The sequence below is a fragment of the Frigoribacterium sp. CFBP 8751 genome, from assembly GCF_014841545.1.
Classification (GTDB): domain Bacteria; phylum Actinomycetota; class Actinomycetes; order Actinomycetales; family Microbacteriaceae; genus Frigoribacterium.
Genome location: NZ_JACYUB010000002.1, coordinates 169,531 through 190,260, shown reverse-complemented (window position 1 = coordinate 190,260; position 20,730 = coordinate 169,531). Strand labels below are relative to the sequence as shown.

The 20,730-nt window shown below is 72.7% G+C and carries 17 protein-coding genes and 1 tRNA gene; 3 read left to right on the top strand and 15 right to left on the bottom strand.

Annotation, left to right across the window (positions count from 1 at the left end; all coding sequences use genetic code 11):
• Positions 1-67 precede the first annotated feature (67 nt).
• Both IFT88_RS06725 and IFT88_RS06720 read left to right on the top strand, forming a co-directional pair.
• Positions 68-2,014, top strand: a complete 1,947-nt coding sequence (locus IFT88_RS06725; RefSeq protein ID WP_192119651.1) for an ABC transporter ATP-binding protein — start codon at positions 68-70, stop codon at positions 2,012-2,014.
• Positions 2,015-2,069: 55 nt separating this feature from the next.
• Complete coding sequence (locus IFT88_RS06720; protein ID WP_192119649.1) at positions 2,070-3,104, top strand: enoyl-CoA hydratase/isomerase family protein; 1,035 nt, start codon at positions 2,070-2,072, stop codon at positions 3,102-3,104.
• A gap of 59 nt (positions 3,105-3,163) precedes the next feature.
• On the opposite strand, the gene IFT88_RS06715 is transcribed toward IFT88_RS06720, so the two are convergent.
• The 15 genes from IFT88_RS06715 to IFT88_RS06645 form a co-directional block, all read right to left on the bottom strand.
• Complete coding sequence (locus IFT88_RS06715) at positions 3,164-4,216, bottom strand: Gfo/Idh/MocA family oxidoreductase (protein ID WP_192119647.1); 1,053 nt, start codon at positions 4,214-4,216, stop codon at positions 3,164-3,166.
• A complete protein-coding gene (locus tag IFT88_RS06710) occupies positions 4,213-5,706 on the bottom strand; it encodes an NAD-dependent succinate-semialdehyde dehydrogenase (RefSeq protein ID WP_192119646.1) in 1,494 nt (497 codons plus the stop codon). The genes IFT88_RS06715 and IFT88_RS06710 overlap by 4 nt, the downstream gene beginning before the upstream one ends.
• Positions 5,703-6,311 carry an isochorismatase family protein gene (locus tag IFT88_RS06705; RefSeq protein ID WP_192119644.1) on the bottom strand — a complete coding sequence of 203 codons (609 nt, stop codon included), beginning with the start codon at positions 6,309-6,311 and terminating at the stop codon, positions 5,703-5,705. Before IFT88_RS06705 ends, IFT88_RS06710 begins: the two co-directional genes overlap by 4 nt.
• A gap of 38 nt (positions 6,312-6,349) precedes the next feature.
• Positions 6,350-7,885 (bottom strand): D-alanyl-D-alanine carboxypeptidase/D-alanyl-D-alanine endopeptidase, encoded by a 1,536-nt coding sequence (gene dacB, locus IFT88_RS06700; RefSeq protein ID WP_199859007.1) that lies wholly within the window; start codon positions 7,883-7,885, stop codon positions 6,350-6,352.
• A gap of 31 nt (positions 7,886-7,916) precedes the next feature.
• Entirely contained in the window at positions 7,917-8,900 is a 984-nt protein-coding gene (locus IFT88_RS06695; RefSeq protein WP_043594796.1) for a Gfo/Idh/MocA family protein, read from the bottom strand.
• Between the two features lie 67 nt (positions 8,901-8,967).
• Positions 8,968-9,696, bottom strand: coding sequence for a hypothetical protein (locus IFT88_RS06690; protein WP_192119642.1), 729 nt, complete (start codon positions 9,694-9,696; stop codon positions 8,968-8,970).
• A gap of 209 nt (positions 9,697-9,905) precedes the next feature.
• Positions 9,906-9,981: transfer RNA gene (locus tag IFT88_RS06685), tRNA-Thr, on the bottom strand.
• A gap of 57 nt (positions 9,982-10,038) precedes the next feature.
• Positions 10,039-10,701 (bottom strand): TetR/AcrR family transcriptional regulator, encoded by a 663-nt coding sequence (locus IFT88_RS16785; protein WP_199859006.1) that lies wholly within the window; start codon positions 10,699-10,701, stop codon positions 10,039-10,041.
• Between the two features lie 116 nt (positions 10,702-10,817).
• Positions 10,818-11,966: a DNA polymerase III subunit delta' gene (locus IFT88_RS06675; RefSeq protein WP_056225566.1), complete on the bottom strand. Its 1,149-nt coding sequence runs from the start codon at positions 11,964-11,966 to the stop codon at positions 10,818-10,820.
• A gap of 40 nt (positions 11,967-12,006) precedes the next feature.
• Positions 12,007-14,958: a type I DNA topoisomerase gene (gene topA / locus IFT88_RS06670; RefSeq protein WP_043594793.1), complete on the bottom strand. Its 2,952-nt coding sequence runs from the start codon at positions 14,956-14,958 to the stop codon at positions 12,007-12,009.
• Positions 14,959-15,117: 159 nt separating this feature from the next.
• Positions 15,118-15,498 (bottom strand): Rv3654c family TadE-like protein, encoded by a 381-nt coding sequence (locus tag IFT88_RS06665; protein ID WP_056225561.1) that lies wholly within the window; start codon positions 15,496-15,498, stop codon positions 15,118-15,120.
• Entirely contained in the window at positions 15,495-15,869 is a 375-nt protein-coding gene (locus IFT88_RS06660; protein ID WP_192119640.1) for a TadE family type IV pilus minor pilin, read from the bottom strand. The genes IFT88_RS06665 and IFT88_RS06660 overlap by 4 nt, the downstream gene beginning before the upstream one ends.
• 8 nt (positions 15,870-15,877) lie before the next feature.
• Positions 15,878-16,138, bottom strand: coding sequence for a DUF4244 domain-containing protein (locus IFT88_RS06655; RefSeq protein ID WP_137846666.1), 261 nt, complete (start codon positions 16,136-16,138; stop codon positions 15,878-15,880).
• A gap of 102 nt (positions 16,139-16,240) precedes the next feature.
• The gene (locus tag IFT88_RS06650) at positions 16,241-17,302 is read right to left on the bottom strand and encodes a type II secretion system F family protein (RefSeq protein ID WP_192119639.1); all 1,062 of its coding nucleotides are present in this window, start codon (positions 17,300-17,302) and stop codon (positions 16,241-16,243) included.
• Complete coding sequence (locus tag IFT88_RS06645; protein WP_192119637.1) at positions 17,299-18,381, bottom strand: TadA family conjugal transfer-associated ATPase; 1,083 nt, start codon at positions 18,379-18,381, stop codon at positions 17,299-17,301. Before IFT88_RS06645 ends, IFT88_RS06650 begins: the two co-directional genes overlap by 4 nt.
• Positions 18,382-18,750: 369 nt before the next feature.
• Here IFT88_RS06645 and acs point away from each other — a divergent pair, with 369 nt between their 5' ends.
• On the top strand, positions 18,751-20,703 hold the full coding sequence (gene acs, locus IFT88_RS06640) for an acetate--CoA ligase (RefSeq protein WP_192119635.1): 1,953 nt from the start codon (positions 18,751-18,753) through the stop codon (positions 20,701-20,703).
• Positions 20,704-20,730 lie beyond the last annotated feature (27 nt).

Genomic DNA, 20,730 nt, shown 5'->3' with positions numbered 1-20,730 from the left:
GGTGGCACCGCCCGCGACATCCGACCGCCGCACCCCGCGACGCCGGTCACCTGGCACGAGAGGCATCATGAGCTCCGACACACGAGCGCGCACGACGACGTCCGAGGGCGAGGAGGCGCGGGTCGACCCACCGGCCGCGCCCCGGTCGCGGTGGGGTCGCCGCCCGCAGCCCGAGGGTCCCCGTGCCACGTTCCGTCAGCTGCTGCCCTACCTGTTCGAGCACAAGAAGGTCATGGCCTTCATCATCGTGCTCAGCGTCCTGGGTGCCGCCGCGTCGCTCGGTCAGCCGCTGCTCGTGCAGCAGGTCATCTCGGCCGTGCAGCAGGGCGTCACGCTCGGACCCCTCGTCTGGGCGCTGGTCGCGCTGGTCGTCGTGGCCGGGCTGATCAGCGGGTTCCAGCACTACCTCCTGCAGCGCACCGGCGAAGGCGTCGTCCTCTCGAGCCGTCGTCGCCTCGTCGGACGCATGCTCCGGCTGCCCGTCAGCCAGTTCGACACGCGCCGGACGGGCGACCTCGTGTCGCGGGTCGGCTCGGACACCACCCTGCTGCGGGCCGTGCTCACGCAGGGGCTCGTCGAGGCGATCGGTGGCAGCCTCACCTTCGTCGGCGCCCTGGTCGGCATGTTCCTGATCGACCCCGTGCTGCTCGGACTGACCGTGCTCGTCGTCGCCGTCTCGGTCGTCGTCGTCGTGCTGTTGTCCGGTCGCATCCGCGTGGCGAGCCGCCAGGCACAGGAGAAGGTGGGCGACCTGACGGCCGCCGTCGAACGCGCCATCAGCTCGGTCCGCACGATCCGCGCCTCGGGCGCCACCGAACGCGAGATCGTCGCCGTCGAACGCGACGCCGAGGGCGCCTACCAACGGGGGCTGCAGGTGGCGCGCATCTCGGCACTCGTCGTGCCGATCTCGTCCGTCGCCCTCCAGGCCTCGTTCCTCGTCGTGCTCGGCGTCGGGGGGTACCGGGTGGCCAGCGGAGCCATCGAGATCGCCTCGCTCGTCTCGTTCGTGCTCTTCCTCTTCCTCATGATCATGCCGCTAGGTCAGGCCCTCGGTGCCGTGCTCAGCGTCAACCAGGCCCTGGGGGCGCTCGGACGCATCCAGGAGATCCTCGACCTGCCGAGCGAGACCGACGGCGACGAACGCCTCGCGGCCGAGGTGGCGACCCGTGAGGCGGGCGCCGGTCTCACGGCCGAGGACGGCATCGCCGTCCGGTTCGACGACGTGCACTTCCGGTACCCCGACTCGCCGGTCGCCACCGGGCCGGCGACGCGTGGGCCGCAGCTGTCCGGTGCCCCGGCCCACGACTCGGGCGGGGGCCCCGCCGACGACGACCTCACGGTGCTGCGAGGGGTGAGCTTCTCGGTGCCCGTCGGCAAGCGCACGGCCCTCGTCGGCCCCTCGGGAGCGGGCAAGAGCACGATCCTGTCGCTCATCGAGCGCTTCTACGACCCGACCTCGGGTGCCGTGCGCGTGGGCGGGGCCGACGTCCGCACCCTCGACCGGCGCGACCTGCGGTCGCGCATCGGCTACGTCGAACAGGACGCACCCGTGCTCGCCGGGACGATCCGCGACAACCTCACCCTGGGTTCGCCCGAGGCCACGGACGACGACTGCCGTCGGGTCCTCGAGGCCGTGAACCTGACCGGGGTGGTCGAACGCGGCGACGAGGGTCTCGACGCCCAGGTGGGCGAGGACGGGGTGATGCTCTCCGGGGGCGAACGTCAGCGCCTGGCCATCGCCCGCACGCTGCTCAACGCGCCGCCGATCCTGCTGCTCGACGAGTCGACCTCGAGTCTCGACGGTCTCAACGAGCAGCGCCTCCGCGAGGCGATCGACGCCGTCGCCGAGAACCGCACGCTCATCGTGATCGCCCACCGGCTCTCGACCGTGGTCGACTCCGACCAGATCGTCGTCGTCGAAGCCGGCCGGGTGGTGGGCGTGGGCACCCATTCCGAACTCGTGCAGACGACGCCGCTCTACAAGGATCTGGCGAAGCACCAACTCCTCGTCTGAGACCGGGGTGCGGGGGTGTCGGCGCACGGCCGCGACGCCGTGCGACGATGGCCCGATGAGCGACGTCGCCCCCACCGTCCTGACCCACGTCGACCGCGGGGTCGGCGTGATCACCCTCAACCGCCCGCAGAAGATCAACGCGGTGACGATCGAGATGCTCGGGCTCGTCGAGCAGGCGCTCGACGTCTGGGAGGACGACCCCGGGGTCTCGTCCGTGCTGCTGCGGGGTGCCGGGCCCCGGGGGTTCTGTGCCGGGGGCGACATCGCGTGGATCCACGCCGCCGCCACGACGGACCCGCGACGCAGCGTCGACATGTGGCGGCGCGAGTACCGGGGAACGCTGCGCCTGGCACGCTGGTCGAAGCCGATCGTGTCGCTTCTGGACGGCATCGCGATGGGTGCGGGCATCGGGCTCGGCGGTCACGTCACGCTCCGCATCGTCACCGAACGAAGCTCGGTGGGCATGCCGGAGACCCGCATCGGGCTCTCCCCCGACGCGGGCGGCAGCTTCTTGCTGTCGCGGGCCCCGGGTGAGCTCGGCACCCATCTCGCCCTGACCGGTCGTGCGATGACGGCTGCCGATGCCCTCCACACAGGCTTCGCCGACCTGTTCGTCCTGTCGTCCGAGCTGACGCGGGTCCTGCCGGCACTGGCCGACGGGGGCCCCGAGGCCGTGCGGGCACTCGGCACGGACGCGGGACCGTCCGATCTCGCCGGGGCCGCCGAGTGGATCGACGACGCCTACCGAGGCGACGACGCCCGGACGATCGTGCGACGCCTCCGCGAACTCTCGGCGTCGGGTCTCGCCGACGCCGGAGCCGTGGCCGACGACCTCGAGGCAGCCTCGCCCACGTCGGTGGTGCTGACCCTGGAGGCGCGGCGGCGGGCGGCCCGTCTGCCCGACCTCGAGGCGGTGCTGGGGCAGGAGCTGGGCATCGTCACCTCGCTCGCCGCGTCGCCGGACCTCGTCGAGGGCGTCCGCGCACGGGTGATCGACAAGGACCGCCGACCCCGCTGGTCACCTCCGACGCTCGCCGAGGTCGACGTCGCCGCGACCCTCGCGACGGTCGACTGGACGACGCGGCTCTGACCGAGGGGCGAGCGTCGTCCACGGGCCGTGGTCCGCGTGTCGCGTGTCGCTGCCGCCGGTCACAGGCGGATCGTGCGTCCCTCGTCGGCCGAACGACGCGCAGCCTCGATCACCTCGAGTGCCCGGACGGCGTCGCGAGGGTCGACCGGCAGGTCGCCCCCGCCGACCAACGCCCTGGCCAGCTGCGAGTAGAACGCGGGGTACCGGCCCGGATCGGTCGTCTCGTCACGGCGGGTGCCGCCCTCGGACACCTCGCCCCGACGATCGCCCGCGTCGACACCGTAGGCGGGGTCGGTCGGCGCGAGTCCCGACGACAACTGGGCCTCTTGCGGGTCGAGACCGTGCACCTCGTACGCCCCCGCCGACCCCAGCACACGGAACCTCGGCCCGGGGAGGGCTGCCACGTGGCTCATCGCCAGCCGCGACCGCCGACCACCCTCGTGCTCGAGCGACAGGAACACGTCGTCGTCGGCCGTCCCGGACGGGCGGCGGGTCGCGATCTCGGCGTGGACCGCCCGGGCCGGCCCCAGGAGTCGTACCACCTGGTCGACGAGGTGCGGGCCCAGGTCGAACAGGATGCCCCCGCCGTCGGCCGGGGTCGCCCGACGCTTCCAGCCGGCGCGGTTCTCGAGCTTCCAGGGTTCGAAGCGCGACTCGACGGTGTGCACGTCGCCCAGCTCGCCCGACGCCGCGAGGCGCGTCGCCGTCAGGAAGTCGCCGTCCCACCGCCGGTTCTGGTAGACGCTCAGCGGCCGGCCGAGAGACTCGGCGAGCTCGACGAGCCCGCGGGCGTCGGCGGCCGAGGTCGCGAGCGGCTTGTCGACGACGACGGCCGCCCCAGCCTGCAGGGCACGCGTCGCGGTCTCGACGTGGGTGTCGTTGGGGGTGGCCACGACGACCAGGTCGAGTCCACGGCCCCAGAGCTCGTCGACGTCGGCGACGACCTCGGCCCCGGGATGCGCCGCGGCGGCCTGCCCGGCACGGTCGGGGTCTCGCGTGACGACGGCGTCGACCTGCCAGGCCGGGTCGGCGGCCAGCAGCGCGCCGTGGAACACCCGACCCGCGAGCCCGTAGCCCACGATGCCGACGCGCAGCGGCTCGACGGCGCTCATGAGCCGGCGAACGGGTCGGGGGTCAGCACGTACACCGTCTCGAGGTACTCGTGGATGCCCTCGGCACCGCCTTCGCGACCGAGGCCCGACGACTTGACGCCGCCGAACGGCGCCGAGGCGTTCGACACCACGCCGACGTTGAGACCGAGCATGCCGGTCTGCAGCCGTTCGGCGAGCCGCTGCCCTCGGGCGAGGTCGCGGGTGAAGGCGTAGGCGACGAGCCCGAACTCGGTGTCGTTCGCGAGATGGACGCCCTCGGCCTCGTCGTGGAACGTCGAGATCGCCAGGACCGGGCCGAAGATCTCGGTGGTCAGGATCTCGCTGCCGGGGGCGACGCCCGACACGACGGTCGGCTCGAAGAAGGTGCCCGGCCCGTCGACGGGATGGCCGCCGGTCTCGACCACCGCCCCGCGGCCGACCGCGTCGCGGACGAGCCGGTCCGCCTTGTCGACGGCCCGGTCGTCGATCAACGGGCCCACGGAGACCCCGTCGTCGGTCCCCGCGCCCACCCGGAGCCCGCGCACGCGCTCGACCACCCTGGCGGTGAACTCGTCGGCGACCGACTCGTGCACGATGAACCGGTTGGCGGCCGTGCAGGCCTGGCCCACGTTGCGGAACTTCGCCTGCATCGCACCCTCGACCGCGGCGTCGAGGTCGGCGTCGTCGAAGACCACGAAGGGGGCGTTGCCGCCGAGCTCCATCGAGGTGCGCAGCACCTGTTCGGAGGCCTGGGTCAACAGGGTCGAGCCGACCGGCGTCGACCCCGTGAAGCTGAGCTTCCGGAGGCGCGGGTCGCGGATCAGGGGCTCGCACACGTCGTTCGCCGACAGCGTCGTCACGACGTTCACCACGCCGTCGGGCACGCCCGCCTCGGCGAGCAGCGCGGCGAAGGCGAGGGTCGTGAGCGGCGTCAGTTCGGCCGGTTTGACGACCACCGTGCAGCCGGCCGCGAGGGCGGGCGCGATCTTGCGGGTCGCCATGGCGAGGGGGAAGTTCCAGGGGGTGATCAGCAGGCAGGGGCCCACCGGGCGGTGCAGCACGGTCGTCCGGCCGGTGCCCTCGGGGTTGGTGCCGTAGCGACCCGAGACGCGCACGGCCTCTTCGGAGAACCAGCGGAGGAACTCGCCGCCGTAGGTGACCTCGCCGAGCGACTCGTCCAGCGGCTTGCCCATCTCGAGCGTCATCAGCAGGGCGAAGTCGTCGTGCCGCTGCATCAGCAGGTCGAAGGCGCGGCGCAGCACCTCGCTGCGGTGACGGGGAGACGTCGCCGCCCAGGCGTCCTGCGCGGCGACCGCGGCGTCGAGGGCCCGCAGGCCGTCGGCGGGAGTCGCGTCGGCCACCGCGACGAGGACCTCGCCCGTGGCGGGGTCGACGACGTCGATGGTGTCGCCCGAGGACGACGGGCCCCACGAGCCCCCCACGAAGAGGCCGGTGGGCACGGTCTCGACCACGCGACGACGCTCGGCGGCCGTCAGGACCGGGCGGCTCATGCCGGGACCCCGGTCGAGCCGTCGACGACATCCGACGACGGGGCCGTGCGGACGCCGGCCGCGCGGAGCTCGGCCAGGGCGGCCTCGCTCGGAGCCGGGGCCACACCCGCCACGAGGTCGGTCAGCACGGTGACCCCGAGCCCGGCGGTGACGGCGTCGAGGGCCGAGGCCCGGACGCAGTGGTCGGTCGCCAGACCGACGACGTCGACCTCGTCGACGCCCGTCGCTGCGAGGACGTCACCGAACGGCCGCCCGTCGTCGACGAGCCCGTCGAACAACGAATAGGCCGGCCGACCGTCGCCCTTGAGCACGTGGACGTCGACGAGGGCGGTGTCGAGGTCGGGGTGGTAGTCGGCGCCGGTCGAACCCTGCACACAGTGCGTCGGCCATGAATCGACGAAGTCGGGCTCGGCGCTGAAGTGGCCGCCGTTGTCGCCGTCGGGCGCGTGCCAGTCGCGGCTGGCGACGACGAGGTCGTACCGGTCGCGGTGGGCGCGGAGGTGGTCGGTGACCGCCTGCGCGACGTGGGCGCCGCCGGTGACCCCGAGCGCGCCTCCTTCGGTGAAGTCGTTCTGGACGTCGATGACGAAGAGTGCTCTGGTCATGCGACCATTCTCGCGCGCCGCGCCGACAGCGGCTCGCCTCAGCTGTTGGCGAGGTTGTCGCCGCAGCTGTAGACGGCCGTCGTCAGGGTGTCGAGGGCGGCCCGGGCGTTGTCCTGCACGGAGCCGATCGCGTAGAAGGCGAAGGTGAGCTTGGTGCCGTCCGCCGCGTCGACGGTGCCCGCGAGCGTGTAGGCCGTGTCGATCCAGCCGGTCTTGGCGTGCACGGCGCCTCGGGCCACGGCGTTCGAGCCCGTGAAGCGGGAGGCGAGCGTGCCCGTCTTGCCCGACACCGGGAGGGCGTCGTAGACGACGCCGAGGCCGTGCTCGCGGTTCAGCACCTGGATCATGAGCCGCGCGACGAAGGTCGAGGGCACGGCGTCGTTCTCGCTCAGGCCGGACCCGTCGATGATCGTGAGCGACGACGTGTCGAGACCGTAGGTCGACGAGAGCACGGACTTGTAGAGCGCCGTGAGCGACGCGGCCGACCCGTCGGCACCGGACGCCTTCGACGAGACGCGCGCGAGCATCTCGGCGAGGGTGTTGTCGGAGGTCGGCAGCAGCTGCGAGACGAGGCGGCTGACCGGCTGGGACGTCACCTGGGCGATCACCGTGCCGCTCGAGGCGGTGCCCTGGGTCATGGTGGCGGAGTCGGCACCGACCACGCCCGCGGTGACGAGCGCCGAGCGGAAGGCGTCGCCGGCACGGGCGACGGGGTCGGTGCTGCGCGGACTCGTCTGCGCGGCGGGGTTCGCCCGGTCACCGTCGACCATGAGCGCGGTGACCTCGGAGTGGTAGCCGATGGTCTGCTCGGTGCGCTTCCAGGACGGGTCCCACTTGTCGGCGGGATTCCAGTAGGTGGCGTCGAGCGTGATCTGCGTGAGGGGCTGCTCGCCGAGCGACGCCTTCACCTGGGTCGCGAGGTCGGCGACCGTGGGGGCCCCGGCGTAGACGCTCGAACCCGTGGCGCTGAGCGTGGCGTCGCCGCCGCCGACCAGGGACACGGCACCCGTCCCGGCGTCGCCGGTCACGCGGGTGGTGAGACGGGCGTCGGGCCCGAGGACCGACAGGGCGACCGCGCTCGTCAGGGTCTTCAGCACGCTGCCCGTGCGCGCCGGGGTCGAGCCGTTGCGGTCGAAGAGGACCTCACCCGTGGTGGCGTTGACCACGCTGCCCTCGAACTGGGCCAGACGGGCGTCGGACGCGGCACCGGCGACCGAGCAGGTCCGCAGGCGCGTGGCCCCCGGGATGACGCCCGGTACCGACCGAGCGGGGTCGACCGTGGGAGTCACCGTCGGTGTGATGGTGACCGCCGGCTCGGGGGAGGTGGAGGCGGCCCGCACCGTCGCGGCGTCGGGCGCGGTGGCGGCCCCGGCGGCGACGGCGCCGCCGCCCAGCAGGGCGAACACGAGGACGCCCGCCGCCACGAGGACCCCTCGCGGCCGCGACGAGACCCATCGCCACACGGACGACCCCGAACCGGCGGACGTCACCGTGGCCGCGTCGCGGGGGCCGGCGCCGTCACCACCCGTGGTCGCCTCGGGACGGTCGTGACGTGGCTCACCCTGATCGCTCATCGAGGACATCATACGGAGCCTCGCGCCGACGTCATCCCTCGGAGGGGTACCGCACGCCGATCTGTCGACGGACCTCGTCCATCGTGCGCATGACACCGACACCGTCGGCGGCGGTCAGCAACGGACTCTCGCGCTCGCCCGCCGCGACGACCCGTTCGAGCTCGAGCGCCTGGTGGTGCATGCCGCGCAGACCGCCCTCGTCGGCGTCGAAGCGCTCGACCACGGCGTCGTCCGAGTCGCGCACGGTGAAGCCGCCCGGCGCGTAGAAGGTGTCGTCGACGTCGATGCGGCCGGCGGTGCCGAGCAGCGTCGCCGTGTTGCGGCCCGAGGTGTCGAGCGCGGCGTACAGCTGGGCCGTCGCACCCGACGCGTGACCGAGCTGGATCGCGACGCGGGCGTCGACGCCCTGGTCGCTGAGCGTGGCGGCGGCCGAGACCGTCGAGGGCGCCCCGAGCAGGTCGTCCGCGAACGACACCGGGTACACCCCGAGGTCGAGCAGGGCCCCGCCACCGAGCGCCGGGTCGTTGATGCGGTGGCGGGGATCGGTGGGCAGCGACTGGACGTGCACGGCCGTCAGGAGGCGCACCTCGCCGATGACGCCGGAGCGCACGACCTCGCGCAGCCGCGCGCTCTGCGGCGTGTACCGCGTCCACATCGCCTCGAGGACGACCACGCCGGCCTCGCGAGCGGCCGCGTGGACCCGCTCGGCCTCGGCGGCGTTCACGGTGAAGGCCTTCTCGACGAGGACGTGCTTGCCGGCCGCGATGGCCAGCAGGGCGTTCTCGGCGTGGAACGGGTGCGGCGTGGCGACGTAGACCACGTCGACCTCGGGGTCGGCGACCAGGTCGTCGTAGCTGCCGTGCGCCCCCGGGACCCCGGCACGGTCGGCGAACTCGCGCGCCTTGGCCAGGTCGCGCGACCCGACGGCCGAGACGGTCAGCCCTGCACCCTGCAGGTCGGAGGTGAAGGTGGAGGCGATGCCGCCGGCGCCGAGGATTCCCCATCGAAGTGTCATGCGGACTGTCTACCAGCCACCGCCGTCGGCGAGGCCCTCCGGTTCGAGGCCCGTGCCACCTCTCCGGTCAGCAGGCGTACCAGCGACTGGCCGAGCGGACGAAGTCCGGACTGTCGTCCGGCGCTCCCCCGTGCACCGCGGCGAACCCGACGCAGGCGTGGGCGAGGTCTCCGCGGAAGTCCGGTCGGTAGACGGTCGAGCGGTGCGGGGCCGAGGCCCACCACTTGGCGGCGGCGACGTCGCCCGTGGTCGCGGTGCCGCCCGCGAGGTTGCCGTCGCAGCCGACCGGGGGCACCCCGTCACTGCGGACCACCTCGCCCTTGTGCCCCCAGGCGCTCAACGGATCGGGGCTCGGGTCGCCGGCGACCCAGAAGAGGTACTGCTCGAGGCACGCGTCGTGACGCACGTTCGCGGCCGGCAGCAGCCCGAGGCACGCCGCCTCACGATGCTCCTCGTAGGCCGTCCGGAACGCGTCGAGGTCGGCGGCGGTCGTGCCCGTCGCGCCGCTCGCCGCGTCGGGGGCGCCCGTCGCGCCGCTCAGGGCGTCGGTGCCGGGCTGCACGGGCGAGGGGACGGAGGCGCTGGTGGCGTCGTCGACGCACCCCGCGCCTCCTGCGTCCTCGGCCGCGGGGCCGACCTCGGGTCCGGGGTCGCCGCTCGCGAGGACCACCGTCGTCGGCCCGTCGGCCACGCCGGCCGTCGCGAGGGCCGAGGAGTCGCCTCCGGCCCAGACCACGAGGAGGATGCCCGCCAGGACGGCGGCGAGCAGAGCGGTGCAGATCACTCGGAGGGGCATGCGGGCCACCTCCTTCCGGCGAGCGGTGGGCGTCGCAGATCGACCGTAGGGCGACGGGACGAGGCCCGTGGGCCGATCGGGGTACAACCCGGCGACGCGCTCACCACTACTGGGGGCGCAGGGAGCGGGACGGGGGCCTCAGGCCGGCACGCCCTCGGCGCGGCCGACGGATGCGAACAGCCCCGGGTCGTCGTGACCCGGGGCTGTGGTGGAGCCGCTTATCAGAATCGAACTGATGACCTTCTCATTACGAGTGAGACGCTCTACCGACTGAGCTAAAGCGGCGGGACCGACCTCGGCCGGTTGCCCGTGCCTCGCGGCACGATTAGATACTGTACAGGATCAGCGGACCTCACGTGTCACGAGGCGACCGAGCTCGACGAAGCTGGCCTCCATGCGGGCGCGGAGGCTGTACCGCATGTCGCCGAGGTGGTCCACGTCGTCGTCGTCGATCCACTCGGCCCAGGCGTGGCGGAGGGTGGCGATGCTGACCAGCGACACCAGGTGCGCGCGGCTGAGCAACGAGGCGTCGACGGCGTCGTCCGCTACGCCCTCGTCGGCCGCCATGCGCTGCGCGACGACGGTCGTGAGGCGCTCCTCGAAGACCCGCGTCGACGCGATGCGACGGGCCAGCAGGTCGGGGTGCGCCCGGAGGACCCGCCGGCGCAGCACGACCAGTTCTCGATCGACCGTCGCCGACTCGACGGCGTGCGTCAACAGCTGGATGAGGCTCGACAACACGGGCTCGTCGCGCTGGGCCACGAACCGCTCGAGGTCGCGACCGTCGGGCAGCGCCGGCGGATCGCCGACCACGGCCTCTTCTTTGGACGGGAAGTAGTTGAAGAAGGTCCGCGGCGAGACGTCGGCCCGGCGGCTGACCATGTCGACCGTCACCGCGTCGAGCCCGTGTTCGACGATGAGGTCGAGGACGGCGACCTGGATCGCTCGTCGGGTGGCCAGACGCTTGCGCTCGCGCAGGCCGGGGGCGGCGTTCGGGTCGCTCATCAGGCCATCATCGCGCATGCACCCGGGGAAACGGGTGGACGGCCCGCTCGCCGCCCCGGTGCTCGTGGGGCTGCCGCGAGCGCCACGGGTGCTCGTGGCGGTGCCGCGCGCGCCGGTCAGCGGGTGGCGTGACGACTGACGACGACCAGCATGGCCTCGAGAGCCATGGCCGGCGACACGTTGGCCTCGATGCGGCGACGGGCCAGGGCGATCGCGTCGAGCACGGCCAGGGTGGCGGCCGGGCTGGAGGCGGCCGCCGCGGCGTCGAGCTGCGCCCGGATGGCCTCGTTGATGGGCTGCTCGTCGACCCCGAGCTGCAGCAACAGGACGTCGCGGTACAGCGAGAGGAGGTCGACCATGATGCGGTCGATCCCGTCGCGGAGGCTCCGGGTCGCCCGGCGCTTCTGGTCGTCCTCGAGGGCACGCAGCTGGCTGCGCAGCGCCGGGGGCACGGTGCCGCCCGGCTCGACGCCCAGCGACCGCAACGCACTCGCCCGTTCTTCGGCGTCGCGCTCTTCCGTGATCGCCTTCGCGTCGTCGCCCGCGACCGCGAGCAGGGTGGCCGCCGCGATGACGGCGTCCGAGACGCTGCGGATGCCCAGGGCGGTCTCGAGGGTCTGACGACGTCGCGACCTCGCCGAGGCGTCGAGTGCCAGGCGCCGCGCCATGCCGATGTGGCTCTGGGCCTCGCGGGCCGCCACGAGCGCGATGTCGGGGTCGACGCCGTCGCGGTTCTCGAGGAGCGCGGCGACGTCACCCACGGCGGGCATGCGGAGGCGCACGCTGCGGACGCGGGAGCGGATCGTGGGGATGAGGTCGGCCTCGCTCGGGGCACACAACAGCCAGACCGTCCGGGGCGGCGGCTCTTCGAGCGCCTTCAGCAAGAGGTTCGAGGTGCGCTCGGTCATGCGGTCGGCGTCCTCGATGACGACCACCCGGTAGCGACCCACCGACGGCGAGAACTGGCTCGCCGCGACCAGCGACCGGACCTCGTCGATCGTGATGATGATGCGTTCCGTGCTGAGCACCGCGAGGTCGGGGTGCGACCTCGCGGCGACCTGCCGGAGGGTGGCCTCCTCGTCGGCCGGTTCTCGTGAGAGCAGCGCGGCCGCGAAGGCGTAGGCCAGGTTCGAGCGACCCGAGCCGGGCGGCCCGGTGATGAGCCACGAGTGGGTCATCGAGGCGTTGCCGGGCTGCGTGGAGGCCGCCGCGGTCAACGCCTCGATGGCATCGGGCTGACCCGTGAGGTGTTCCCAGAGGGGCATGGTCAGCGTGCACCCTCGGCTCGGGGACCGACCGCGCCGTTCACTCGGCCGTGGCCTCCGGCGCCGTCGCCGTCGCCGCAGGAGCCTTGGCGGCAGGAGCCTTCTTCGCCGGCGTCTTCTTGACAGCCGTCGTCGACGCCTTCGTGGTGGTCGCCTTCGCGGTCGTCGCCTTCTTGGCCGGCGCCTTGGTGGTGCTCGCCTTCTTGGCGGGCGCCTTCTTGGCCGGTGCCTTCTTCGCAGCCGTCTTGGGCTTGGCCGGCCCCTTGGCCCGCTTGTCGGCGAGCAACTGGACGGCGCGATCGAAGTCGACCTCTTCCACCGTCTCACCGCGCGGGATCGTGGCGTTCGTCTCGCCGTCGGTGACGTACGCGCCGAACCGCCCGTCCTTCACCTTGATGGGCTTGCCGCTGACCGGATCGGCCTCGAACTCTTTCAGGGCACTGCTGGCCTTGCGGGCGCCGTACTTCGGCTGGGCGTAGAGCTCGAGCGCCCCGGGCAGGTCGATCTCGAAGATCTGGTCCTCGCTCGTCAACGACCGGGTGTCGGTCCCCTTCTTGAGATAGGGACCGTAGCGCCCGTTCTGCGCCTGGATCTCGTCGCCGCTCTCGGGGTCGGTGCCGACGGTGCGGGGCAGGTCGAGCAGTCGCAGCGCCGTGTCGAGGTCGACCGTGTCGACCCCCATGCTCTTGAAGAGCGACGCCGTGCGTTCTTTCGGAGCGGCGGCCTTCTTGGCGGGGGCCTTCTTCGCCGGAGCCTTCTTCGCCCCCGTCGTGGTCGTCGTGGTAGCCGCCGGCTCGGTCACCTCGCCCGTCGCCGGGTCGGCCGCGATCTCGTCGGACGCCGACTCGGGGGTCCGCTCGGTGACGTACGGGCCGAAGCGGCCGTCCTTCGCGATGACCTCCTTGCCCGTCTCGGGGTTGAGCCCCAGCACACGGTCGCCGACGACGGGGGCGTCGATCAGCTCGCGCGCCTTCTCGGCGGTCAACTCGTCGGGAGCGAGGTCTTCGGGCACGTTCACCCGACGGGGCGTCTCGGGGTCGTCGCCCGGCGCCTCGAGGTAGGGACCGTAGCGACCGATGCGCAGGGTCACGCCGTCGGCGAGCACGATGGAGTTGATGTCGCGCGCGTCGATCTCGCCCAGGTTGTCGATGACCTTGCGGAGACCACGGTGCGACTCGTTGCCGAAGTAGAAACCGTTCAACCAGTCCACGCGGTCGGCGTCGCCGCCGGCGATGAGGTCGAGGTCGTCCTCCATGCTGGCCGTGAAGTCGTACTCGACCAGGTCGGCGAAGTAGTCCTCGAGCAGACGGACCACCGAGAACGCGATCCAGTTCGGGACGAGGGCCGTGCCGCGCGGCGTCACGTAGCCGCGGTCGACGATGGTCGACATGATGGCGGCGTAGGTCGAGGGCCGTCCGATGCCGAGCTCTTCGAGGGTCTTGACCAGGCTCGCCTCGGTGTAGCGCGGCGGGGCCGACGTGTCGTGCCCCTTCGCCTCGACCTCGTCGAGGCCGAGTGCCTGACCGGCGGTCAGCGGGGGCAGCTTGGCCTCGGCGGGTTCGGCCGCGCCGTGGCGGTCCTCGTCGCGACCCTCTTCGTAGGCGTTGAGGAACCCGCGGAACGTGATCACCGTGCCGGACGCGGCGAACTCGGCGAGCGTCCCGGTGGCGGCACGCGGGGCGATGCCCTCGACCGTCCCCGAGGTGGTCGCCGCCACGACGACCGAGGCGGTCGATCCCTTGGCGTCCGCCATCTGCGAGGCGACCGTGCGCTTCCAGATGAGGTCGTAGAGCTTCCAGTCGTTGCCCCGCAGGACGTTCTGCATCTCGGAGGGGGTCTTGAAGGTGTCACCCGACGGGCGGATGGCCTCGTGGGCCTCTTGGGCGTTCTTGCTCTTGCCCGTGTACAGCCGCGGCTTGTCGGGAACCGTGTCGGACCCGTAGAGCTTGGCCGCCTGGCTGCGTGCCGCACCGATCGCCTGCTGGGACAGCGCCGGCGAGTCGGTGCGCATGTAGGTGATGTGGCCGTTCTCGTAGAGCGACTGCGCGACGCTCATGGTCTGCCGCGCGGAGAACCGCAGCTTGCGCGCCGCCTCTTGTTGGAGGGTCGACGTCGTGAAGGGGGCAGCCGGACGACGGGTGTAGGGCTTCGAGTCGACCGACCCGACGACGATCTCGACGTCGGACGAGCTCAACGCCTCGGCGAGTGCCCGCGACGCCGCCTCGTCGAGCGCGACGGCCTCGCCCTTCAGTCGACCCCGGTCGTCGAAGTCGCGACCGGCGGCGACTCGTCCCCCGTTGACGCGGACGAGGCGCGACCCGAAGGCGACCCTCGCCTCGCCCTCGGCCGCGACGGGCTCGAAGGTCGCGGTGAGGTCCCAGTAGGACGCGGAGACGAACGCGAGGCGTTCGCGTTCGCGGTCCACGACGAGACGCGTCGCGGCCGACTGGACGCGCCCGGCGGACAGCCCCGGTCCGACCTTGCGCCACAGCACGGGCGAGACCTCGTAGCCGTAGAGGCGGTCGAGGATGCGGCGGGTCTCTTGCGCGTCGACGAGGGCGGTGTCGAGGTCACGCGTGTTCTCTTGCGCCTTCTGGATGGCGTCCTTGGTGATCTCGTGGAACACCATGCGCTTGACCGGCACCTTGGGTTTGAGCTCTTGCAGGAGGTGCCACGCGATGGCCTCGCCCTCGCGGTCCTCGTCTGTCGCGAGGTAGAGCTCGTCGGCGTTCTTCAGGGCGCGCTTGAGGTCGGAGACCGTCTTCTTCTTGGCGTCCGAGACGACGTAGTAGGGCTCGAATCCGTTCTCGACGTCGACGGAGAACTTGCCCATCGACCCCTTCTTCAGCTCGGCCGGGAGGTTCTTGGGCTCGACGAGGTCGCGGATGTGGCCGACGGAGGCCAGCACCTCGTATCCGTCGCCGAGGTACTGCCCGATCGTCTTGGCCTTGGCGGGCGACTCGACGATGACCAGTTTCTTCGTGCCTGGCACGGGACTCCTTGGGTGGTGGTGCGGCGACCCGGTCCGACGGACCGGGCGAGGGGCTGCAGGGCGAGGACGGGGTGCTCGATCGCTCCCACCGACCCCGAGGAACGTCGGGAGCCGTGCAGCCGACAGCCACACCATACACACCCGACGCTCGGGCTCTCTTCACGGACCACCGCCCCGGGGCGGGGCCGTCGCGGGCGGTGGACCGGCCGTCGCCCGGGCCCTGACGACGAGGGGACCGAGGGCCGTGGAGACCTCGACCGTGACCTCCGCGCCCGCGACGACGCAGGCCGAGAGCGCGACGTCGTTCGCCTTCGCGGTCGCGGCGGCCCGGTCGCAGACCGCGCCGGTGGCGAGCCCCGACAGGGCGTCGGCCGCGGCGAGCGCAGAGGCGTCGGCTGCCCCGGCCGTGCGTGACCGGACGGCGAGGGCCGAGTGCGATCCGACGAGCGCGACGGCGAGGACCGTGATCGTCACGAGGCCGGCGGCCGACAGGACGCTCGAGCTGCCGCGGTCGCTCGCCAGGACGTGGCGGACGGTCATCGCCCGGCCGTCGGCGCGCAGCTGCGGGAGGTCAACGTGACCTCGCCGAGTGGGCCGACCCGCACCTCCTGGCGGAGGTCGACGCAGACGAGGTCGGCACCGACGGACTCGGACACCGAGGCGCCCGGCGCGAGCCGCGCCAGGGTCGCGCCGACCGAACCGCGATCGCCCCGGGCGGTCTGCCGTGCCGCCACGGCAGCGGCGTCGGCGAGGCGGACCGACTGCGAGGTGACGCCCAGGCTCGCGACGACGATCGCGACGACCAGGATCACGGCGGGCATCGTCATCGCGAACTCGACCGTCGCGCTTCCCCCCTCGCCGTCCACCAGACGGAAGAGACGGACGAGGCGCCCCTGGACCCTGGTCGTCACGACGGCGATCACCCGACCGACAAGGCCGACCGGACCAGGTCGGACAGGATGCCCCGGACCTCGTCCGACCTCATGATCGTGACGAGGAGGCCGGCGAAGCCCACCGCGGCCATGATCACGATGGCGTACTCGGCCGTGGCCGCACCGTCGTCGGCCCGGACGAGGCGACGGGCGGCGGAGGCGAGGCGGCCGGCCGCCGAGGTACGGCAGGTGGAGGACGGAGGGCTCGCCGTGGGGACGGCGGGCGAGGGGTTCGCGGCAACGGTCATGATGTTCCTCTCGTGGGTGTCGGCACCTCTCCGGTGACGAATCGAGCCTGGCGGCAGTCCGCGGGTGGCCAGCGGACGTCGTCCCGCGCTGGGGACGGCCCGTCACCACGAGCCCGCTGTGGACGACACGAGTGACACCACCAACGGGACGACGCCGATGACCAGGAACGCCGGCAGGATGCACACGCCGAGCGGCAGCATCAAGGTGACCCCGAGCCGACCCGCCGCGGTCTGGGCGGCCGTGCGGGCCTCCAGGCGCAGCTCGCGAGCCTCGGAGCGCAGGAGCAACCCCGCCGGCGCCCCGGCACGACGGGACAGGTCGAGGACCGCCTCGCACCGACGCCGCTCGATCCGGTCGGCGGTCTCGTCGACCGAGCCCGCGCCTCCTCGTGGGTCGGGCGCGACGGCCTCGACCCCGCACGAGGCGACCGCCTCGTCGACGGCGGCGAGGCCGGACGACCACGAGGCTCCCCCGGACAGCGCCACGGCGAGGAGCTCGGGGCGCAACCCGGGCACCCTCGACGACGGCAGGGCGCCACGGACGAGTCGCGCGTTCCACCGACGCGCCACGAGCACGAGGCCGCTCGCGACACCGACGCACGCCCATCCGATCGGGGTGCCGGCGAGCACCGCGCCGGTGTCGAAGCCCAGCCCCAAGGAGAAGAGGAGACCCACGGGCGGGAGGGCGAGGACCACGTTCGCCGTCGCCCGTGGTCCGCTCAGGGCCACCTCGACGTCGCGGCGGGCCTCACCGGCCGCCCGGAGGGCCGACACGAGGGAGTGGAGGCAGTCGGCCATCGGTGCACCGCTCGTCTCGGCCACGCGCCAGGCGCAGGCCACCTGCCTCCACGTGCGGTCGTGCCCGTCGGAGTCCACGGCACCCTCGAAGGGCCGGGTGTCGAGCCACGACACGAGGCTGGTGGAGACCGCGACGCCGACGTCGCCGTCGAGCGCGACGGCCTCGGCCAGCCGTCGGACGGCCCCCGGGGGTTCGACCGCGGCGACGTGGCCCCAGGCCCGGGCGGGCGCGACACCGGCGCCGACGAGGACGGCGAGGCGTTCGACCAGGACGGCGGCCGGCGTGGGTCGGGTCCGCCTCGTCCTCGGGCGCCCGGGCCCGAGGCGCCCGGTACTCAGGCGTCCGGGACCCGGGCCGCCGCTCACCCCCGTGATCCCGACCGCGCGACCAACCGCCCGTCGGGCGTCACGGCGAGGTGGCCGATCTCGGCGAGCCTCCGGTGGCCGCCTCGTCTCTCGAGGTGGAACACGGCGTCGATCGCGCTGACGGCCTGTCGGGCCAGTGCGTCCACCCCGAGTCCCGCGAGCGCCCCGAGCGCCTCGAGCCGTGCGGGGACGTCCTGGAGACCGTTGGCGTGGACGGTGCCCGCGCCTCCGTCGTGCCCGGTGTTCAGGGCCGAGAGCAGGTCGCGGATCTCGCGTCCGCGGACCTCGCCGACCACGAGACGGTCGGGTCGCATCCGCAACGCCTCACGGACGAGACGGGACAGGTCGACCCCGCCCGCCCCCTCGAGGTTGGGCTGACGGGTCTCGAGGGCCACCACGTGAGGATGACGAGGTCGCAACTCGGCGACGTCCTCGATGGTGACGATGCGGTCGGAGCCGGGAGCCTCGGACAACAGCGCGGCGAGGAAGGTCGTCTTGCCGGCCCCACCCGATCCGCTGACCAGGACGTTGGCCCGTCGCTCGACGCAGCCGATCACCGTCTGGAGCGCTCCCGCCGGGAAGAATCCCCGCCGATCGAGGTCGACGAGCGTCATCGACTCGGCACGCGGCACACGGATCGAGAGAGCCGTCCCCGAGACCGCCAACGGAGGCAGGACGACGTGCACCCGGAGACCGTCGCCCAGGCGCACGTCGACGCAGGGGCTCGACTCGTCGACGTGTCGTCCCCCGAGCGCGACCAGTCGCACGGCCACCTGCCGCGCCGAGGCCTCCGAGAGATGGAGGCTCGTCTCGGGCTCGGCCCCGTCACCCCGATCGACCCAGACGCCCACTCCGCCGGTCACGAACACGTCGGTGACGGCCGGATCGTCGAGGAGGCGTCCCAGGGGGCCGAACGCGGAACGCTCGTGTCGGCTGAGCCGTGCCTGTACCCCGAAACGGGCTTCTGTACCCCGGATGGTACCGAGCGCCGCCGCAGGAGGCAGGGCGAAGCGAGAAGGGGGGTGATCGAGGGTGAGGGAGGGGTGACGGGCGGTGCCGACCGGAGGCGCGTAGGACATGGTCCCGACCGTAGGGAGGGCCCGACCGGAACAGACAGATCGGTGGAGCAGCGTGGGGACGAATCGTCCGTCGCCGCCGTTGGGGACGAGCCGACCGACCACCCGGGCGAGCACCGGGTTAAAAGAGAGGGGCGGCACCGGTTGGGGGGAACCGGTGCCGCCACGTGCGTCGGGCGATTGGGGGGAATCAGCGCGACGCACGTCGGAATTGAATCCGACTCGCTCACTGTACCCCAGAACGCTCCGGGAACACCACGCCGTGCGCTCCTGCCAGGCGTGTCGTCCACCCCTGCCCGGCGTCGCCTGCGGAGTAAGGTCGTCGGCGCGGCTCCGTGCCGCGGTTCACGCAACGACGCGAGAGGACTTCCGATGCTCGACGGCACCGACGACCAGCCCACCGAAGGACGCACCTTCGCCCCGCCCGCCGACTTCGTCCGGACGGCCGTCGCCGGCTCCGACCTCGCCGGACGAGCCGCTGCCGACCGCCTCGCCTTCTGGGGCGACCAGGCCCGCGAACGGCTCACCTGGTCCCGGGTCCCGACCGAGACGCTCGACTGGTCGGACGCGCCCTTCGCCCGATGGTTCGCCGACGGCACGCTCAACGTCGCCTACAACTGCCTGGACCGGCATGTCGAGGCCGGACACGGTGATCGCGTCGCGCTGCACTGGGAGGGCGAGCCCGGCGACGCCCGCTCGCTGACCTACGCCGAACTGACCCACGAGGTCAAGCGCGCGGCGAACCTGCTGCTGTCGCTCGGCGTGCGGGCCGGGGACCGCGTCGTCGTCTACCTGCCGCAGATCCCCGAGGCCGTGGTCACCATGCTGGCCGTGGCCCGGATCGGAGCCGTCCACTCCGTCGTCTTCGGCGGCTTCAGCGCCGAGAGCCTGCGGGCGCGCATCGACGACGCCGGAGCCCGCCTGGTCGTCACGGCGGACGGCGGCTGGCGCAAGGGGGCGGTCTCCCCCCTCAAGGCCGCCGTCGACGAGGCCCTGGCGGTGGACGGCGACTCCACGGTCGAGCACGTCCTCGTCGTCCGGCGGGGCGGCAACGACGTCGAGTGGACCGACGGCCGCGACGTCTGGTGGCACGACGCGATCGAGACCGTCGACGACGAGCACGTCGCCGAACCCTTCGAGGCCGAGCACCCGCTCTTCATCCTCTACACGAGCGGCACGACCGGGAAGCCCAAGGGCATCCTGCACACCTCGGGCGGCTACCTCACCCAGGTCGCCTACACGCACTCAGTCGTCTTCGATCTGCGTCCCGAGACCGACGTCTACTGGTGCACGGCGGACGTCGGGTGGATCACCGGGCACAGCTACGTCGTCTACGGCCCGCTGGCCAACGGCGCGACGCAGGTGCTCTACGAGGGCACCCCCGACTTCCCTGCGCCGGGCCGCTGGTGGGACCTCGTCGAGAAGTACGGCGTGACGATCTTCTACACCGCCCCGACGGCCATCCGGGGCTTCATGAAGTCCGGGAGGGAGATCCCGGGGGCCCGCGACCTCACGTCGTTGCGCCTCCTCGGGTCGGTCGGCGAGCCAATCAACCCGGAGGCCTGGCTGTGGTTCCGCGAGGTGATCGGCTCCGGCCGCACGCCCATCGTCGACACGTGGTGGCAGACCGAGACGGGAGCGCAGATGATCTCGCCGCTGCCCGGCGTCACGACCACCAAACCCGGGTCGGCCCAGACCCCCCTGCCGGGCATCTCGGTGGACGTGGTCGACGACCACGGCACTCCCGTGGCGAACGGCGAGAGCGGCCTGCTGGTCGTCTCCGAGCCCTGGCCGTCGATGTTGCGGGGCATCTGGGGCGATCCCGACCGCTACGTCGAGACGTACTGGAGCCGCTTCGGCGACCGCTACTTCGCCGGAGACGGCGCCCGCCGCGACGAGGACGGCGACATCTGGCTGCTGGGCCGCGTCGACGACGTGATGAACGTCTCGGGTCACCGCCTGTCGACCGCCGAGATCGAGTCGGCCCTGGTGTCGCACCCGATCGTCGCCGAGTCCGCGGTCGTCGGTGCGGCCGACGAGACCACCGGTCAGGCGGTCGTGGCATTCGTCATCCTGCGGAACAAGGCGAAGACCACGCAGACACCCGAGGAGGCGGTGGCCGCGTTGCGTGCGCACGTCGCCCACCAGATCGGCGCGATCGCGCGTCCGCGCACCGTCGTGCTCGTCGACGAGCTGCCGAAGACGCGCTCGGGCAAGATCATGCGCCGCCTGCTGAGGGACGTGGCGGAGGGCCGCGAGGTCGGCGACACGACCACGCTGGCGGACACGTCGGTCATGTCGGTGATCACCGCCGAGATGCGCTGACCCCGGCACGACGACGGCCCCTCCTCG

Excerpts from the sequence above, each read along its gene's own strand:
- IFT88_RS06725 (WP_192119651.1), top strand. The coding sequence starts at position 68 with ATGAGCTCCGACACACGAGCGCGCACGACGACGTCCGAGGGCGAGGAG.
- IFT88_RS06715 (WP_192119647.1), bottom strand. The coding sequence starts at position 4,216 with ATGAGCGCCGTCGAGCCGCTGCGCGTCGGCATCGTGGGCTACGGGCTC.
- IFT88_RS06710 (WP_192119646.1), bottom strand. The coding sequence starts at position 5,706 with ATGAGCCGCCCGGTCCTGACGGCCGCCGAGCGTCGTCGCGTGGTCGAG.
- IFT88_RS06705 (WP_192119644.1), bottom strand. The coding sequence starts at position 6,311 with ATGACCAGAGCACTCTTCGTCATCGACGTCCAGAACGACTTCACCGAA.
- IFT88_RS06675 (WP_056225566.1), bottom strand. The coding sequence starts at position 11,966 with ATGCCCCTCTGGGAACACCTCACGGGTCAGCCCGATGCCATCGAGGCG.
- IFT88_RS06645 (WP_192119637.1), bottom strand. The coding sequence starts at position 18,381 with ATGTCCTACGCGCCTCCGGTCGGCACCGCCCGTCACCCCTCCCTCACC.
- IFT88_RS06665 (WP_056225561.1), bottom strand. The coding sequence starts at position 15,498 with ATGACCGTCCGCCACGTCCTGGCGAGCGACCGCGGCAGCTCGAGCGTC.
- IFT88_RS16785 (WP_199859006.1), bottom strand. The coding sequence starts at position 10,701 with ATGAGCGACCCGAACGCCGCCCCCGGCCTGCGCGAGCGCAAGCGTCTG.
- IFT88_RS06720 (WP_192119649.1), top strand. The coding sequence starts at position 2,070 with ATGAGCGACGTCGCCCCCACCGTCCTGACCCACGTCGACCGCGGGGTC.
- acs (WP_192119635.1), top strand. The coding sequence starts at position 18,751 with ATGCTCGACGGCACCGACGACCAGCCCACCGAAGGACGCACCTTCGCC.
- dacB (WP_199859007.1), bottom strand. The coding sequence starts at position 7,885 with ATGAGCGATCAGGGTGAGCCACGTCACGACCGTCCCGAGGCGACCACG.
- IFT88_RS06695 (WP_043594796.1), bottom strand. The coding sequence starts at position 8,900 with ATGACACTTCGATGGGGAATCCTCGGCGCCGGCGGCATCGCCTCCACC.
- IFT88_RS06690 (WP_192119642.1), bottom strand. The coding sequence starts at position 9,696 with ATGCCCCTCCGAGTGATCTGCACCGCTCTGCTCGCCGCCGTCCTGGCG.
- IFT88_RS06655 (WP_137846666.1), bottom strand. The coding sequence starts at position 16,138 with ATGACCGTTGCCGCGAACCCCTCGCCCGCCGTCCCCACGGCGAGCCCT.